The organism is Methylobacterium nigriterrae, from assembly GCF_037106235.1.
Lineage (GTDB): Bacteria > Pseudomonadota > Alphaproteobacteria > Rhizobiales > Beijerinckiaceae > Methylobacterium > Methylobacterium nigriterrae.
On sequence record NZ_JBAWTG010000108.1, the window covers coordinates 1 to 15,573 of the forward strand.

Genomic DNA, 15,573 nt, shown 5'->3' on the forward strand with positions numbered 1-15,573 from the left:
CTTCCCGCCCCTCTAGGACGCCACCACGCCAAGCTGATTGAGTTCAGACCCTAGGTGGCAGCCTGGCGCCCGCGTAGGAAGTGGGCCGCACGAGTACGCTCCATAACGCCCAATCGGCGAATGCTGCGGACATGGCGTCGGGCCGCGGGCCCTTCGCTGGCATCGTGCCGAACGCGAGGCGACTCCGGGGCTGAATCGCCGCTCAGTCATCGTGAGTAATTCGAGGCGCGCGCGAGGCCCCGCGCAGGGCCGATCAACTGGCCCTGTATTGCGAGGCGCCATGCGGCCCGATTCAGACCTTCCGAATGCTTCTCGGAGGGCCCGAATCCGGTTCCATACCGTGTCTTATGCGAATTCCGCGTGGTCCCTACGGATAGCAGGATCGCCCACCTGGAGGCACATAGCCACGCGCCCCGGAAGCCAACAGGGGTGGCAGGCACCGGCCGCGCGCGCTCCCCCTCTTGGCATGTCGCGGTCGGTGCTCCGCTCCATAAAGGCACTTACGCGAACGGGGGAGCTGCCGGGTGCACCCCTTCGTCCAGGGGCATGCGCAGAGCTTCGACTGTCTTTACATAAACCTCGTCGGTCTCAGCTATTTCCGACAAGCCAGCCAGAGCATATAATATCCTTCCCATTGTATCTAGACGTGTTATTGACGGATTAACACTGTCCAATCCCATAAGACCGTAAGCTTGGTTTGTGTCATCGTTGTCTTTCATTACTAGCATTCCGCATTGTATTAGATTTGAAACCTCACATATTACAGATTTGGCGGGATCCGAGAACGATCCTTCGGTGCCATGCAGATTCTTAACGAGATTTAGCTTATCTACATGGCTACATATCTTCATGATAACGAAGCTGCGGTATGTGAGTCTGTTCGCCAGATCAACCAATGTGTTTGCGGTAGGCCTATCTACGCTGTCATCAAAACATATGTTCGCCATTAAATTTGCAATGTAAGGTATTTTCTTTTCCTCATAAGCGCGCATAGCAGCATTTAAACTAGCTTCATTAATTTCATCAGCAGCAGATCTTCCGCTGCCATCATCATCAAAGTAGCCGTCCTCCCGAACTCGATCCCTCCTATCGACTCTTTCCTTGAATTTCTCGTATGCGAGGCGGACTCCGAGTCCAAGTCGTTGTTCCTCACGGGCTCCAAGACGTCGGCTGATAAGTTCCTTCCCAATCTTCTCAAGATTAACAGCGACAAATGGTGCAGTTAACGCGCCTACTAACGGGTAGCCGGTGCCAATCGATGCGACTACCCCTACAGTTCCGCCAGCAGCTTTGCTCGCTATGCTCCATGTGTGTTCAAGGAAATCTTTCCATTCTTTCGAATCTTTTTCTGCAGTCATCAACAGGCCCCCACGGCAAGCAAAGCACTTTATTTATGGCATTGCATATCCGAGGCACTCGCAGGAGCCCCCAGCGCGCTATTCCCTCCTTTCGTTGGCCTCACCATCTCCCGTCGCTCTGTCTTCCGGTAGCCCTGCGCGGGTTCCACTGGCCGCTGCCCGCCCTTTCTCGAGTCTCTGGTATTCGTGCCCGTGCACGATTGAACCCCACCCCCTGACCGCCGCAGCTCGAGCCAGGACAGCCATTCGCGCGCGACGATGCGCACCACGTTCGTGTCGTTGCGGAAGCGGCTCAGGCGACGCTCTTGGATCGTGATGAGCCCTAGCGCCCTCGCCTGCCGAAGGGCCCGCTTGACGGTCGACTCGGACACGCCGGCCAACGCCGCGATGGCGCCGATCGCCAACGTGCACGCGCTGCGCTTCGTCACCTCGACTGCGACCACAGCCAGGGCTGCTTGCTCCCCCGTGGTGAAGTGCGCGGCGATGCGCGGGGGCATCCGGCCGGCAGCGGCCCATCGGCGGCGGCGCTCCACGGCGACGGAGCGGACCGGCGAGCGCTGGACCTTGCGGACGATTGGCGCCCCACGCTGGGGCGCGTCCGATTTCGCGGTACCGCGCGGCGAAATTCCGACGCCTCGCCGCGCTTCGATCAGGGCGCAGATCTCCTCCGCCTCCCCTTCCGTCACGGCCCCGGCCGAGAACTCCTTCCATAGGGCCGCCGACAACTCGGGCAGCCGATCCCGCGCGCAAGCCTCCACGGCCGCGCGCAATTCTCCTGCGAACATAGCTCCGCACCTCTGGTCGCGAGACCAGCCGCAGGGGACGCGGACGCATGCGGGCAAAGCTCCGCCCTTGTCGAAAACTCACGCTTTCGACTTGACGAGAGGCCGGATTGTCGGGGAAAATCATTCCGCCAAGAATTGATTGCCCCGGTGCTTCGGCCCCGGCATGTGACCCGCCCTCGTGGCGGGTTTCGTGTTTCTAGCTGTCCATTCTCCTCAGCGCCGCGGATGAGAGTCGCTGCGCCTCCGGCCACGATGGCCTGTGGGTGCGCCTCTGGTCAATGCACGGCTAAGCCGACGCTGGCGGGGAAGTCATTAATACCCCCTTAACCGTGTTCTGCGCTGCTATGCGAATGCTGTGCGATTGCGGGGCACTTGCCCGGCAGGTTCACAGCACCTGCTGAGCAGTTCTCATGCAATGCCAAGCACTTGCATGGTACTGCTATGCAGCCACTTGAACCTGCACGGCGCCTGCACGGCATCTGCCACGCGCCTGCACTGAAGGTGCACGGCAATGGAAAGGCGCCACGTCACACTTGCTGAGGCTGCTGCGATAGCGGGCACCTCGCTCGACACGATCCGGCGCCGGCTGCGAAAGGGTGAGCTGGAGAAAGCCCAGACGAACCAGCGAGGCATCTTCGTCGACCTCGCGTCTCTGCGTGCCGCGTTCGAACTCCCGGACGATGCCGGCCAGGATGAGAGCGCCAAGACAGCCGAGATCGAAACGGCGCTGAAGGCCGCGATCAAGGGTCTGGAGAAGAAGCTCTCCGAGATGCGGCTAGCGCAGGCTCAGACGGACCTGAAGCACCGCGACCAAGTGGCTGGCCTCGAAACCAGCCTTGCGGTGGCGTCGGCGCTCGCTGAGCAGCGCCAAGCAGAGATTGAGCGGCTGCACAGCACCCTCACGGCATCTGCACAGCAGTTGCCTAGCATGGAGGTTCGCCTTGCTGCCCTACAGGACGAACACGTCAGCGAATTAAGAGCCCTGCAATCGCGCATGGAAGCTGAGGCTGCCCAGGCGCGCGATGAGCTTGCCGCGTGGAAAGCGCGGCCATGGTGGCGCCGGCTGGCGGGGTGAGGCCGCCAAACACACCGAACAGGGGGGAGGGGGACAACCACGAGAGATGAACGCATGACTGTGCAAACGACCATCGACGTGTTCGCCTCGGCGCTGTTCGAGCAAGTCGCCGGCCTCCAGGCTCTCGACAAGACCCTCGCTCCCATCGTGGCAGCACACGGTGTGGCGGCGGAGACGACATTGAGCGCTGCCAACCTGCTCGTAGTGGAGCTGCGGTCACAGATCGCGGAGCTTCGAGAGCGCCTCGCCATCGCGCAGGAAGACCTAATCGAGATGGCGCGCGATGCCGGTGTGATGCAGGGCGCCATCGCGGCTTTGAACACCCAGGTGCTCGACCTCCAGGCTGAGCGGGATGCGTGGCAGGCCCAGGCGTCGTGCCTATCGGCTCGTGTCCGGCTGGCCGGCTGAGGCGGGCAGGGGTCACCGGCCCCCGGGTGTAGCCTCTTACTCGTCCGGGTCGCTGCCTGCCTGTTCGCGCAGGGCCGTTCGCCCTGCGCCAGTGATCTCGTACTGGCGGTGCGCGGGACCGACGTCTCGTCCCGTCCGGGCAATGAGCCCCTGCCGCTCCAATAACGTGTTCAGCGTGTCTGTTACGCGATACGTTTTTGGTCCTCGCAGCAACATCCGCAACCGCCTGAGATGCCAATTCGCGAGGCGCGACATCCGGAGCCCCCACTGGCTAGAGGGGCTATGCCGGATAGGAGACGGGGCGCACAGGGATGCTGCGCCGCCACGACATCATGAAACCCTTGCCTGAGCGCCAGCTTCCTTGGCAGCGGCGGCCGACACGATGCGGCCGTCGTCCAGTGCCGCCATGCTCATGAAGCACGAGAAGCCAGAGAGCTTGATCTCATCTCGGATTTCACCGGCCACGTCGTTCGCGACCATGATCCATTCCCACTTGGCCGGATCCATCTGCCCTGGGATAGCCGAGCCTGCCGAGACCACGAGATAGCGCCAGTGATTGGCCTCAGCCCGGTAGACATCGAACATGTCTCAGCTTCCCAGCGTGATTGACGGCACAGGAATGCTGCGCGCGGAAGCTGGCATCGGCAAGCTCGGAGATTGGGCAGGGGTCACCGACCGCGTCGCCGTCACAGGGGGGTTCGGATTGCGTGCGGCCGGTGACTGCCACCCCGCTGGTAGTAGGGCGCGCGACGATGCTGCGCCCAGCGGCACGGGCCGGCAATCGTAGAGATCGAACGCGGCCGTGGCACCGACCGCGACACTAGCGTTCGGATCGCGTGCGGCCGGTGCCTGCACCCTGCGCGGACAGGGCGCACGACGATGCTGCGCCTCAGGGCAGGGGTCGGCAATCGTTCGGAGCGGACGGAGAAAGCGAGGGCAGCGGCACGGGGCCGACTGCCCTCCTGAGTGGGAGGATTGCGCCGGCCCGTGGAAGATAGCCGGCAGCCCAAGCCTAACCGTAAGCAGCACCCGCGCAATGGCGGCCTGCGTACAAATTACCGAGAGCCCGCTTGGGCGCCCTGGTCGTGGCCACTTTTATTTGAGCCTCTTCCCAGACGGCCGCCGCTCTGCTCCCAAGTTTCAAAGCATTGCTTGATTGAGCCGGGCACGCTGTCAAGTGATGCTTTAAGTCGTCAAGCAATGCTTTGGTAAAGCACTGCTTTTGCGGCAATCTGACACGATTTTTGCCATTTAAACGCTCGGCGAACCTTTCCATAATAGGGCCTCGACTACATGAGGTTCATCATGATGCTTGACGAGCCAACCACCCTACTCACTGATGCGAGCACGGTTGCGGGACCCGAAGCTGGAGCTGTCCGGACTTGGATAGCGCGCCGCTCCCTCATGCTGACCACGAGCGACCAGCTTCCGACCGGTCGCGGCGGCCGAACCGTTTTTACCCTCCGTACAGTCCTGGCCATCGCGCTAATGCACGAACTAACGAAATTTGGGGTATCTCCGAATAAAGCCGGCCGCACTGCGAGCGACTTTTTCCACTTTGGCCGCTTCTACGGGTCTCCGCAGAAGTGGATGCAACCGGGCGAACTGTTTCCAACTGGGACGACTTGGTTAGTTGCCTTCCCTTCTGCGAAAGACGATGAGGTGAATAGCCCTGACGACCGCGGCGTTCGCACCTTCCTCGAACAAGTTGTTACAGCGGATGACTACCGCAAGCTATTTGAGGGCAATAACCTTCACGAGCAGGGCGTCTCACGCATTGTTATCAATCTAAGCCTGCTTGACTCTCAGGTCAGGCAAAAACTTACCGACATTCGCGCCAGTCGTCGCGGCGACGGAGCGCACGCAGCATGACCACCACACCCTTCCGCGAGCGCGATTACTGCACACGCATTGAGGCTTGCGATTATTCAACTCTAAGCCTTCGCACCATCACTTACGCAATTAAAGATAGTAGGATTGAGACCATTAAAATTGGTTCGCGACGACTGATCAAAGTGCCGTCGTTCCTCAAACTACTGGGTGAAGAATAGGAGAACACATGTCCCATTACGTCAGAACCCCCGGCGCGGGAACGCCGAGGGCTCTGGAAATCGTCAACGTTGGCACGACTGACGACTTCCAAATAGCACATCGCCCCGCTGAAATCCACAAGCAACGCCTTCGAAGGCGCCTCCGAGTGTCCGCGCACCTCGCAGAACTCGTCGTCAGCCTCGCTGGGCTCGGAGGGGCAACCGATGCGTAAGCCCTGGAGCTTCACCCCGCGCCGGACTGCCACCCTTCGACGGACGGCTCTTCTTCTCCGTGATCTGCCGTTTCCACCACCTGAGCGGGCGTTCCTCTGCGCCATTGTCCGTGGTCGGCATCCCTTGTCGTTCGCCGAGGGCGACCGGATCGAGAACCTTGCCGGGCGCCTCGAAGCTGACGAGGCCCCGCGATGATAGGCGCCCTCGACTATCAGACGCTCGACCGGCTCGCGGCCGGAAAGCCAAGCCCGGTGGACGTGGCGTGTCCGATGTGCGGCCCGGACCAGGTCAGTGCCTTGAACCGTGCCCGGCCGGTCCTGCGGATCTGGTACGGAGAGGCCGGGTTCCTCCGGTACTGCTGCGCGAGGTGTGCTGCCAGCGGTTGGGCAAGGCCGGAAGACCAACGATTTCGCTTCCCGCCTTACGACGCGGACTTCCTTCTTCGACAAGCTGAGGCCGAGGCGGCAGAGGCCCTGAAGCGGATCGAACGTGTTGCCAAGGCGCGGGCGCTCTGGAGCCGGACCCAGCCGATCAGCGGCACACCGGCTGAGACGTACCTCCGCACGGCGCGAGGCTACGATGGGGAGTTACCGAGCACTTTGCGCTTCCTGCCGCCGCGTAGCGCCTCCCAGTCCCCTGCGATGATCTCCGCGTTCGGACTCCCGGCCGAGCCCGAGCCCGGCATTCTGGAGTTTCTGGCGCCCGAGGCCATCGAGGCCGTGCACCTCACGCTCCTGCGGCCGGACGGGACCGGCAAGGCCGGCACCCACCGTGACAAGCTCATGGTCGGCATCACTGGGGGCAAGCCGGTGGTGCTCGCGCCGATGAGCGACGCGCTGGGCTTGATGGTCACCGAGGGCATCGAGGACGCGCTGTCCGGCCATCGAGCGACCGGGTTGGGGGCATGGGCGGCCGGCTCGGCCATCGGCCTCCCGAAGCTGGCCAGCGCCGTACCTGAGTGGGTCGATACCGTCACCGTCGTGTCCGACGCCGACGACGCTGGCCGACGCTTCTCCTCCGAACTGGTTTCGCTCCTGCGCCGCCGTGGCGTGCACGTTGAAACCGTCGAGATCGCCACGGCACGCGGGAGTGCCGCAGCATGACCGACGACCTCAACTCCTTCCATCGCCGTTACGGCACCGACGCCTTGCGCGACGCCATGGATCACAACCGGCGCTCGGCCGGTGAGCGCGAACCCATCATCCTTGACGACGATCTGGACGACGCTCTTCCGCCTGCCGCGCAGCCTGCCACACCGGGGCCTCGTATTCAGGAGGCTCCCAGTGCGCGTTTCCGTCTGACGCGCTTCGACGCGATCCGGATGGGCACCACGCCGAGGTACGTGATCAAGGGCCTGCTCGCTTCGACTGGGCTTGCCCTGTTCTGGGGCGCCCCGAAATGCGGGAAAAGCTTTCTCGTGCTCGACATGCTCCTGCACGTCGCGCTCGGCCGGCCCTATCGTGGTCGTCGGGTCCGGCAGGGGACCGTGATCTATTGCGCGCTAGAGGGCCAGACCGGCTTCGAGGCACGCGCTGCCGCCTTCACCAAGCGTCACCTCGTCGGGCATTCCGACCCAGTGCCGTTCTTCCTTATGCCGACGCCGCTCAACCTCGTGCGGGACTTCGCCGAGCTGATCAAAGACATTCGGGCTCAGATGCCCCTCGGAGAGATCCCTACCGCGGTCTGCTTGGACACGGTGAACAGGTCTTTCGACGGCTCGGAGAGCGACGACGCGGCGATGACCACCTATGTCCAAGCCGCCGATGCCATCCGCGAGGCGTTCGGATGCCTCGTCGTCCTCATTCACCACTGCGGGCACGACGGGACTCGGCCTCGTGGACATACCGCCCTACCGGGCGCAGCCGACACACAGATTGCGGTCAAGAAAACCGCCGATGGCGTGATCACCGTCACCGTCGAACTTCAGAAGGACGGCCCGGCCGGTGATACCTTCTCCTGCCAGCTCGAAGCTATTGAAGTCGGGACCGACGACGAAGGCGACGCCATCACCTCGTGCGTCGTCACGCCGGCCGACCAGCCGAATGCCCCTGTCGTGAAGGCTGCGCGTCGACTCAGTCCGAAGCAGTGCAACGCCCTGGCCGCTCTGACCGAAGCGACACTGAATCATGGCGCCGAACCGCCTGCCGCCTTCGGTCTCCCCAAAACCATCCGCGCCATTCCTATCGACCGCTGGCGCGATGAGCTGCACGCCCGAGGCGTCATCGAGCAGGGCGACAAGAACCCGCGCACCACCCTTCGACGCATCCGTGAAGGTCTGCTCGCACGACACGCCATCGGTGAACGGGAGGGCCTGATCTGGAGCGCTACGAGCCCGTAGCGTGTAGCAAATCCGTAGCACTTGCTACGACGTGCTCCGGGCGTAGCACTGTAGCGTAGCGTAGCCCCTTCTTTAAGAAGGGCTACGTACCGCTACACCGGCTACAGCGTGAAGCCTCCGCGAAACAGCCGGCACATCGTTGGCACCAAGCCGCTTCCGGGCCATCCGCACGCCATTCACGAGAACGCTTCCCGCTCCACCATCTCGGGAACCACAGAAACCACACGTGCGCTGTGCGGAGGGAATTCCGATGGCCGATTTTGATGGAGCATTGGATCGAGGCCACGCGCGCATCCTTCTGCCAGAAAAATCCCGCTGCCGAGAATTCCAACCACGGTGTCAGGTTTGGAAATACCGTTTTCCGGTCATTAGATTTCCTGACAGCGTTTCCTGACAGAAATTCGGGCGATCCGGATGCGGATGGGCAGTTCGTCGGGGTTGTCAGGGAAACGGTCGTTTTCCTTACAGCCGCAGGCCATGCGTCGAGCGCACACCGAGACGGAAAGGGGCTGAACCCATGACCGCTACCCTGCCGATCCGATCCTTCGAATGCCTGCGGACAGTCGCGCGGCTTGGCAGCCACCACCTCATGATCGCCCGGTGCACCGCAGGCAGCGAGGTGTCGGTAGCAGTCGTGCTGGACCGGTTCGCCGAGTGGTCGGAATGGGTGGTGCTCGCCCGCTACCCCGACGACCCGGCCGGCCTGCGGGCCGCCGACGTCATGGCCCGGGCCGTTCTGCGGGCGGGGGTGGAGCTTCTGCAGGACGACGACCAGACCATCGGCGTTGCATAGCCCGTCCCGCTGCGGGAACGGCCGACTATCTGGCCTGTTGTTCCCGTGCACGCCCCTGCCCCACCGGGGCGTGTGGCTTTAAGGCGAACCTCAGCCCTGGCCACCGCTGGGGCTTTTCTTTGGCTCAGGAAGCCTCAGAACGGCCGCCGGCATCGACTCGGCGAACGACCTTCTCCCGCACCCCGTCGGCAGCGGCATACCCGTCCGTGACATGTGGCGTGGTTAGGAACCCTCAGTCAGCGCTCTCGTCCACGGTAACAGCGAACGGGACTGCACCTCCGGAGATGCTCACGACAGAGGCCGAGGGGCGGGCGGGAACGTTCGCATAATCGTGGGGTGGATTGCAGGCCGCGAAAGCGCCCGCGAGGATCAGCACCGCTACTACGACGAGAACCTGAAGCGCGTCACGCACTTGGTCGGCCCATCTGCGGTTCAGGGCATGGATCGCCATGCAGCCGCCCGTGAATACGGCTGACAGTGCGACGGGGAACACCAAGGCATGCATGGCGAGCCTCCCACGCTGCATCATACCGTGGCGCAGCATCGGCGGGCGTGCGCGGCCACACGCGTCGTGCTCGCTTCGCAGCGTGATGGCCCAGGAAGCCCGCCAGCCCATTCTGGCTCCTGATACCGGCCGAACCGCTCGCGGCCGCTGGCGCGCCACGCTACTCAGATGGCTTGGTCGTGTTCCCGTCCGGCGTGCTCGGTGGCTTGAGGTGGAAGTGCCGCCGGTCACCCGTGACGGCTTCCGCTAACCCGTCGATAGCGTCGATGATACCGCTGGCAGCTTGATAGACGAGGCTGCCGACCGGGGCCTGTGCGACGACGCGAATGCATTCAAGCCGCCAGTTCTCCGCCTTGTCGAGGAAGGCGCGCTGCTCGGCGCCAGCAAAAGTCCGACTGCGTGCCATGACGACCCCGTTCCGCTGCTGAGGCAACAGCTAGAACGGAACAGGAACGCGGCAAGCGCTCTGATCACAGGCTGATGCCGGCCGCTCTGCTCATGGTTTGCAGCGTCGCCAGTCTACGGCTTAGCCGGGCCTGCTGCAGCTCGGCGAGGCGAACCCTACGGCGGGCTTCCTCGGCTGACTGGGCGGCAGCGTCCAGATCATCCCGCAACTGCCCGGCGAGGCTTCGAAGCAACGTCTTCTGATCGCCGGGCGGGATTTTGCTCAGCGCGTATGAGGACGGCAAACGAACCATCTCGTGCACCTCTGGGAAGGGATGTTCCAGATCATAGGGCGCCGACCGCATAGGATCCACAATTCAGACGGTCCGCCGGAAGCTAGAAGGCGGCTTGCATCTAGCTTGAGCCCGACGATGGCAATAGCACCGCCAGTCAATTTGCGCATCATTGCACATCCCTGCACCTCCATGCGCAAGTAATTGTCGTAATTTGCAAAGTATTGGCTTTAGCGTATCATGGATGGACCAGACTGCAGGTCCAACATGAGCACGTGGAACCCAATCGAAACCGTCCCGGAAGACCGCCCAGTCGATTTGCTGGGCGCGCGTTACGGCTTGGACGGCTCGCATGCGGAGCAAGAATTCCGCAACTGCACTTACCGGCCTGGGATCCGGTGGTCCTCGACGATGGAGGTTGTCCAGTGGGAGAACTTCGATCCGCTCTGGACCCCCATAGCGTGGCGGTCGAGCACAGGGCGCCCCCCGGTCCAGCGGTTGGCGTATCGGCGGGACATCGAGGGCCGCGTGATCAGCGCCGAGACGGTGACGGCATGAGACCGCGCACCGCCCGCCAGCGTTCGGCTCTCGCAAATGGCGCCAGACCCTTTTTGAAGCCGGTCGCGGTCAATTCCCACGAGGCACGATTTTTCAAAGACGTCCTCGCCTCGCTGGAGGCCGAGCGGCCAGCCATGAGTGAGACGCAAAGGCAGGCGGCACGGGCCTTTGCCGCTTTGGCTGTCGTTCAGGCGCAGATGCACACGGACATCGCCCTCGGCCGCACCGTGGACCACGAGGCTATGGGCCAAATCGCCGATAGGCTCAGCCGATTGAGCCGTCAGATGGGTCCGCCGGCCAAGCCCCAGCGGACCAGCCTTCGCGACCATCTCGCCGCCGGAGGCGCCCGGCCGTGAAGCCCCTCGTCAGTCTTCGCCAAGCCCTGTCTGACCCGGATCTCCTCGGGTCCGCGCTGCCCGGTCCAAGCTGGTCGACGTGGCGCACGATCCTCCTGGCGGTGATGGGCGAGGAGCTGACGGCTGAGGAGGCCGCGGTCTATCGCGAGCTGAGCGGGCGCGACTACGCTGGTCCGATCCGTCCGGACGAATTTTTTGCGGTCATGGGGCGCCGTTCTGGCAAGACCCGGGCAATTGGCGTGGCAGCGGTCTATCAGGCCGCCCTCAACGACTACGCCGACGTTCTCGCGCCGGGGCAGCGCGCGCGGCTCCCGATCCTGGCCGCGACGAAGCAACAGGCCGTCGAATGTCACAGGTTCATCCTGGGGACCCTGCAGGCGGTTCCGCTGCTCGCTGAGATGCTGGACGGCGACCCGACGCAGGACGAGATCCGGTTGGTCAATGGCGTCGACATCGTCATCACGGCAGCAAGCTTTCGAGGCATTCGCGGAAGTACATTTATTGGATGCATCGCGGATGAGATCGCTTTCTGGCGTATTGAGGATGCGGCAAATCCGGATCGTGAAGTTCTGCGCGCGGTCAGACCCGGTCTAGCAACGACAAGCGGCCAGCTTTTTGTGATCAGCTCGCCGTATTCGAAGCGCGGTGAGCTTTGGGAGAATTATCGTAGGCATTACGGGCCAAACGGTAACCCGAGTATATTGGTGGTGCAAGCCGAAACGTTGCGGATGCATCGCACGGCGGCTCTTGAACGTCAGATTGCTCGCGCTTTCGAGAACGACCCGGAAGCGGCCAAAGCCGAGTGGGGTGGTGAGTTCCGCGACGGCATTTCCGACTTCGTCTCGCCCGAGGTGGTGGATGCCTGTACGGATGTCGGCGTGTCAGTGCGTGAGCCGGTGCCTGGGGTTCGCTATCACGGCTTCATCGATGCCGCTGGCGGGTCCGGTCAGGATAGCCAGACGATGGCCGTGTGCCATCGCAATGAGGACGGGACCGCTGTTCTGGACTTCGTGGCAGGCGCTGCGCCTCCGTTCTCTCCCGAGGCCGTCTGCGAGCAATTTGCGAAGACGTTCAAGCTCTACGGCGTTCGCACGATCATCGGCGACAGCTGGGGTGGTGACTACGTAAAATCCATGATGGGGAAGTTCGGGGTCACGTATATCCGCTCCGATAAACCCAAGAGTGCGATATACGCCGAGTTCTTGCCGCTTCTGAACAGCCGAAAGGTTCGGTTACTCGATCAGAATGTACTTAGGAAGCAGCTGCTTGGTCTAGAGCGCCGCACGGCCTGGGGCGGCAAAGATTCAATCGACCATTCGCCAAATTCTTCCGATGACTGGATCAACTCAGCTGCCGGCGCCCTCGTAAGTATCGGAAGCAAACCGGCGCCCCTTATTATCCCAAAAGAACTCGTCGCGCAGTCGGCAATGAAGCCGTCGCGCGGTCCGTTCGGAAGAGAAATCTTCTTCAATACACAGCCGCCTAGGAGGTTTTGAGATGAGTCCTTTGGAAATGGAAACCTGCATCAAGTTCTTCATGGAACGGCTGTCGGAGGACGAGTTGGCTGAACTCGACGCCCGGATGACGAGCGGCGTCCCGGTTGAACCGGCCATGGACAGCGCGCTCAAGCGTCGGCGGGGCATGCTCGCTATGGACGCTAAGACCCGCGTCAGCATCCGGAAGGCCCTGGCGTCGAACGCCACCAACGAGGCCAAGGATCGACAGGCCCTGGCCGAGTTCCTGCCCAACATGAACCGCCTCAAAGTCGGCTGAGGGGGGTGCCCATGTTGAAGCCCGCCACACTGACCGTCGTGCCGCCGAGCCCTCCGCGGCCTGACCCGGCAGGCGCGCACGAGTCCGCCCGCAGGGCCCTCGCTGAGGCCATTGAGCGACATCAGGAAGCCCAAGCCGAACTGAAGGCGAACACCGACGCACAGGCGCGCGCCGCGGAGTTGCGGCTCGCTGCCTTCATGGCCCTCGACGACGCGGAGGCGGCGCTCGAACAGGCTAAGGAAGACCTCGCACGCCGCACGACCGAGGCTGTGCTGGCCGGCGCCACCGAACTCCCGTCGCTCGATAGCTACCACGCGGCCAAGCGTAACGCGGAAGAACGCTATGCGGCGCTGAAGGTAGCCGAGGCGTCCCTCAAGGATGCGGCTCCACCGCTTCAGACGACTGTGCGGATCTGCGCGTCCAACCTGCGCGAGCGGGTGCGCGACGTGGTGCTGACTGCCCCCGCCGTGGCTGCCCTGCTCGGTCCCTATCGGCAGATCCAGGCCGACTATCACCGGGCGCGCGGGCTCCTGAACTATCTCGATGACCAGGACATGCTGCCTGCGCCCTTCGAGGGCTGGCGGCACCCTGCGGATGGTTCGGCCATGGCAGATCTCGGGCCCTGGCAGGACTGGCTGAAGGCGCTGGGATCTGATGCCTCTGCCGCCGCACCGCTTCCGAGTTCACAGAATGGGGGTTCGCGACCTGGGTGATTGCGAGCCTTCTACTCCGCGCCTTGTCTTAGCCGCGCGGGGGCGAGCAGCCGGCGGACTCGTCAACATCACCGGCAGACCTGCGGCGGTCCTCCTTAGCCGATGCGCAGGCATTCGTTTCGTGGCGCTGTCGTCGTCTGCTGCGTCTCCAGTGCCCACGCGACGCTAACAGCCGGCCGGCGGCGCACCCCCACGCCGCCGGCCGGCAACATGCGAGGGATCGGAATGGGCGAGATCGTCCATCTGCCCATCAGGTGTCCTGCGGAATGCTCAGACCGCGATCCAATAGGATGAATCCGATGTCCCACGACGACCCCCGCAGGCACACGGCCATTCACGAGGCCGGCCACGCGACTATCGGCCGGGCCCTTGGGCTCGCATGCGGCGAGGCTTCGGTGATCCCATCGCCAGAGAAGGGCATCATGGGCCACGCCTTCGTCTTTCCAGCGCAACGGACGGTCGAGGCGTGGGCCGCGCAGGGTAGGACCAGGGATATCGCTGAAATCCACCGCGCCCGGGGTGTTGCGTGTGCCGCTGGTGCGGAAGCGGAGATGGCGCTTCTCGGCGCGGTTGCCGAACCTGACAACGCTGATCTGGTCGAGATTGCCTACATCCTTGTCGACGACCTACATGTGCACACCTCCAGCATCCTGATCAGGGAACGGCAGCTGCGCCAGATGGCCCAGCAGCTGGTCAGAGAACTCCGGGACGCGATTGAGCGGGTCGCCGACGCTTTGATCGAGCGCCAGACCCTCAGCGGCGAGGAGATCGACGCTCTGGTCGGAGCCGACGCGGGTTCGCGGGCCATGACCTAATCCGCCGCTCTGCTCCTCGGCAGCCCCTTGCACCAGCCTCACCGTGTAGCGATAAAGCTGCGCGATAGACCCGTACCGGATCCTCTTCTCTGTCTCTCGCGAGGTTCAGCAGACGTAGCACCCAGCCGGCGGCCTGTGACCCTGCCTCTAAGGCCGGCGGCACCGCGAGGCGCCCGTTTCTATACTGGCCCTTACGCGAACTGAGGGGCTCCATAACGCTCACCGTGCGAAAGGGCCGGGATCGCCCGGCACTTTGATTTCCAGACACCCAAACCTAACAGGTTGAAGTGCCTGGGAAACCGTCGTTTTCCTGCCTTAGCATTTGGCGCCGTTTGGAACGTTCCATTGGGGCAAGCCCTATTGGAACGGGCTTGGACCCAGCCCTGGCTCGCGCCTTCACACAAGTGATTGAGGAGCTGCGCAAAGTCTGAACCGTGGTTCCTCGTTGACGAGCGCCTGATCGCTCAGTGCCGGGGAGCTTCGATGCCCACCCTGGAGCGGATGATGAAGCGCCAGCAGGTGCTGGCCGACTTCGGCGAGTTCGCCCTGCGCAGCGAGGACCTCGACGAGGTGCTCACCGAAGCCTGCCGTCTCGTCGCCGAGGCTTGCGGCATCACCTGCGCCAAGATCCTAGAGATCCAAGGGGACGGGCAAAGCCTGCTCGTGCGGGCTGGCGTCGGTTGGGCCCCTGGCATCGTTGGTCGGCTGCGCCTACCCATGAGAGAGCCCTCGTCCGAGACGTTTGCGATCCGGGAAGGCAAGCCGATCATCACGCAGGACCTCCGCAAGGAGGAGCGCTTCGACGTCCCTGAGTTCATGAAGGAGGCCGGGGTCCTCGCGTTCGCCAACGCGCCGATCTTCCTGCCGGGCAAGAGCCTCTACGGCTTGCTCCAGGTGGACGCGACCGAACCGCGCGAGTTCGGCAACAACGACACCGAGTTCCTGCGCACCTACGCCATCATCCTGGGGCCGGTGATCGACCGCCTGCACAAGGTGGGCGACCTGCGCACGAGCGAGGACCGCTTCCGGCGCTTCGCCGAACATTCGGCCAACGTACTCTGGCTCGCCGACCTGAAGAGCGGACAACTCGATTATCTCAGCCCGGCCTTCACGCAGGTCTGGGGCATGCCCGCCGAGGACATGCCGGATCTCGCG

The 15,573-nt window shown here is 63.3% G+C and carries 19 protein-coding genes; 13 read left to right on the top strand and 6 right to left on the bottom strand.

The genetic code is table 11. The features are described 5' to 3' along the window. Positions 1-500: 500 nt before the first annotated feature. Complete coding sequence (locus tag WDW90_RS28755; RefSeq protein ID WP_336490921.1) at positions 501-1,358, bottom strand: hypothetical protein; 858 nt, start codon at positions 1,356-1,358, stop codon at positions 501-503. A gap of 29 nt (positions 1,359-1,387) precedes the next feature. Beyond that, positions 1,388-2,143, bottom strand: coding sequence for a hypothetical protein (locus WDW90_RS28760; RefSeq protein ID WP_336490922.1), 756 nt, complete (start codon positions 2,141-2,143; stop codon positions 1,388-1,390). Between the two features lie 511 nt (positions 2,144-2,654). On the opposite strand from WDW90_RS28760, the gene WDW90_RS28765 reads away from it, so the two are divergent. Together WDW90_RS28765 and WDW90_RS28770 are read left to right on the top strand one after the other, a co-directional pair. Then, positions 2,655-3,218 (top strand): hypothetical protein, encoded by a 564-nt coding sequence (locus tag WDW90_RS28765; RefSeq protein WP_336490923.1) that lies wholly within the window; start codon positions 2,655-2,657, stop codon positions 3,216-3,218. A 54-nt stretch (positions 3,219-3,272) separates the two neighbouring features. Next, positions 3,273-3,626, top strand: a complete 354-nt coding sequence (locus tag WDW90_RS28770; protein WP_336490924.1) for a hypothetical protein — start codon at positions 3,273-3,275, stop codon at positions 3,624-3,626. A gap of 330 nt (positions 3,627-3,956) precedes the next feature. Here WDW90_RS28770 and WDW90_RS28775 read toward each other — a convergent pair whose 3' ends face one another. Continuing rightward, positions 3,957-4,211, bottom strand: a complete 255-nt coding sequence (locus WDW90_RS28775) for a hypothetical protein (protein ID WP_336490925.1) — start codon at positions 4,209-4,211, stop codon at positions 3,957-3,959. A gap of 720 nt (positions 4,212-4,931) precedes the next feature. Here WDW90_RS28775 and WDW90_RS28780 point away from each other — a divergent pair. From WDW90_RS28780 to WDW90_RS28800, 5 genes are all read left to right on the top strand, one after another. Then, complete coding sequence (locus WDW90_RS28780; protein WP_336490926.1) at positions 4,932-5,498, top strand: hypothetical protein; 567 nt, start codon at positions 4,932-4,934, stop codon at positions 5,496-5,498. Then, positions 5,495-5,677 carry a hypothetical protein gene (locus tag WDW90_RS28785; RefSeq protein ID WP_336490927.1) on the top strand — a complete coding sequence of 61 codons (183 nt, stop codon included), beginning with the start codon at positions 5,495-5,497 and terminating at the stop codon, positions 5,675-5,677. The genes WDW90_RS28780 and WDW90_RS28785 overlap by 4 nt, the downstream gene beginning before the upstream one ends. A gap of 404 nt (positions 5,678-6,081) precedes the next feature. Beyond that, positions 6,082-6,993 (top strand): toprim domain-containing protein, encoded by a 912-nt coding sequence (locus WDW90_RS28790; RefSeq protein ID WP_336490928.1) that lies wholly within the window; start codon positions 6,082-6,084, stop codon positions 6,991-6,993. Then, the gene (locus tag WDW90_RS28795; RefSeq protein ID WP_336490929.1) at positions 6,990-8,228 is read left to right on the top strand and encodes an AAA family ATPase; all 1,239 of its coding nucleotides are present in this window, start codon (positions 6,990-6,992) and stop codon (positions 8,226-8,228) included. Before WDW90_RS28790 ends, WDW90_RS28795 begins: the two co-directional genes overlap by 4 nt. A gap of 517 nt (positions 8,229-8,745) precedes the next feature. Further along, positions 8,746-9,021: a hypothetical protein gene (locus tag WDW90_RS28800; protein ID WP_336490930.1), complete on the top strand. Its 276-nt coding sequence runs from the start codon at positions 8,746-8,748 to the stop codon at positions 9,019-9,021. A gap of 232 nt (positions 9,022-9,253) precedes the next feature. Here WDW90_RS28800 and WDW90_RS28805 read toward each other — a convergent pair whose 3' ends face one another. The 3 genes from WDW90_RS28805 to WDW90_RS28815 all read right to left on the bottom strand — a co-directional run bounded on the left by WDW90_RS28805 (position 9,254) and on the right by WDW90_RS28815 (position 10,224). Next, positions 9,254-9,526, bottom strand: a complete 273-nt coding sequence (locus tag WDW90_RS28805; RefSeq protein ID WP_336490931.1) for a hypothetical protein — start codon at positions 9,524-9,526, stop codon at positions 9,254-9,256. 160 nt (positions 9,527-9,686) lie between these two features. Beyond that, on the bottom strand, positions 9,687-9,932 hold the full coding sequence (locus WDW90_RS28810) for a hypothetical protein (RefSeq protein WP_336490932.1): 246 nt from the start codon (positions 9,930-9,932) through the stop codon (positions 9,687-9,689). A 64-nt stretch (positions 9,933-9,996) separates the two neighbouring features. Further along, positions 9,997-10,224 carry a hypothetical protein gene (locus tag WDW90_RS28815; RefSeq protein WP_336490933.1) on the bottom strand — a complete coding sequence of 76 codons (228 nt, stop codon included), beginning with the start codon at positions 10,222-10,224 and terminating at the stop codon, positions 9,997-9,999. Between the two features lie 533 nt (positions 10,225-10,757). Between WDW90_RS28815 and WDW90_RS28820 the strand changes: the two genes are divergently transcribed. From WDW90_RS28820 to WDW90_RS28845, 6 genes are all read left to right on the top strand, one after another. Next, positions 10,758-11,117: a hypothetical protein gene (locus WDW90_RS28820; protein ID WP_336490934.1), complete on the top strand. Its 360-nt coding sequence runs from the start codon at positions 10,758-10,760 to the stop codon at positions 11,115-11,117. Next, entirely contained in the window at positions 11,114-12,613 is a 1,500-nt protein-coding gene (locus tag WDW90_RS28825; RefSeq protein ID WP_336490935.1) for a hypothetical protein, read from the top strand. Before WDW90_RS28820 ends, WDW90_RS28825 begins: the two co-directional genes overlap by 4 nt. Position 12,614: 1 nt before the next feature. Further along, entirely contained in the window at positions 12,615-12,890 is a 276-nt protein-coding gene (locus tag WDW90_RS28830; protein WP_336490936.1) for a hypothetical protein, read from the top strand. Positions 12,891-12,901: 11 nt separating this feature from the next. Beyond that, complete coding sequence (locus tag WDW90_RS28835; protein ID WP_336490937.1) at positions 12,902-13,603, top strand: HlyD family secretion protein; 702 nt, start codon at positions 12,902-12,904, stop codon at positions 13,601-13,603. Between the two features lie 299 nt (positions 13,604-13,902). Further along, positions 13,903-14,418 carry an ATP-dependent metallopeptidase FtsH/Yme1/Tma family protein gene (locus tag WDW90_RS28840; RefSeq protein WP_336490938.1) on the top strand — a complete coding sequence of 172 codons (516 nt, stop codon included), beginning with the start codon at positions 13,903-13,905 and terminating at the stop codon, positions 14,416-14,418. A gap of 483 nt (positions 14,419-14,901) precedes the next feature. Further along, the coding region (locus WDW90_RS28845; protein WP_336490939.1) for a GAF domain-containing protein at positions 14,902-15,573 on the top strand (672 nt) is incomplete at its 3' end.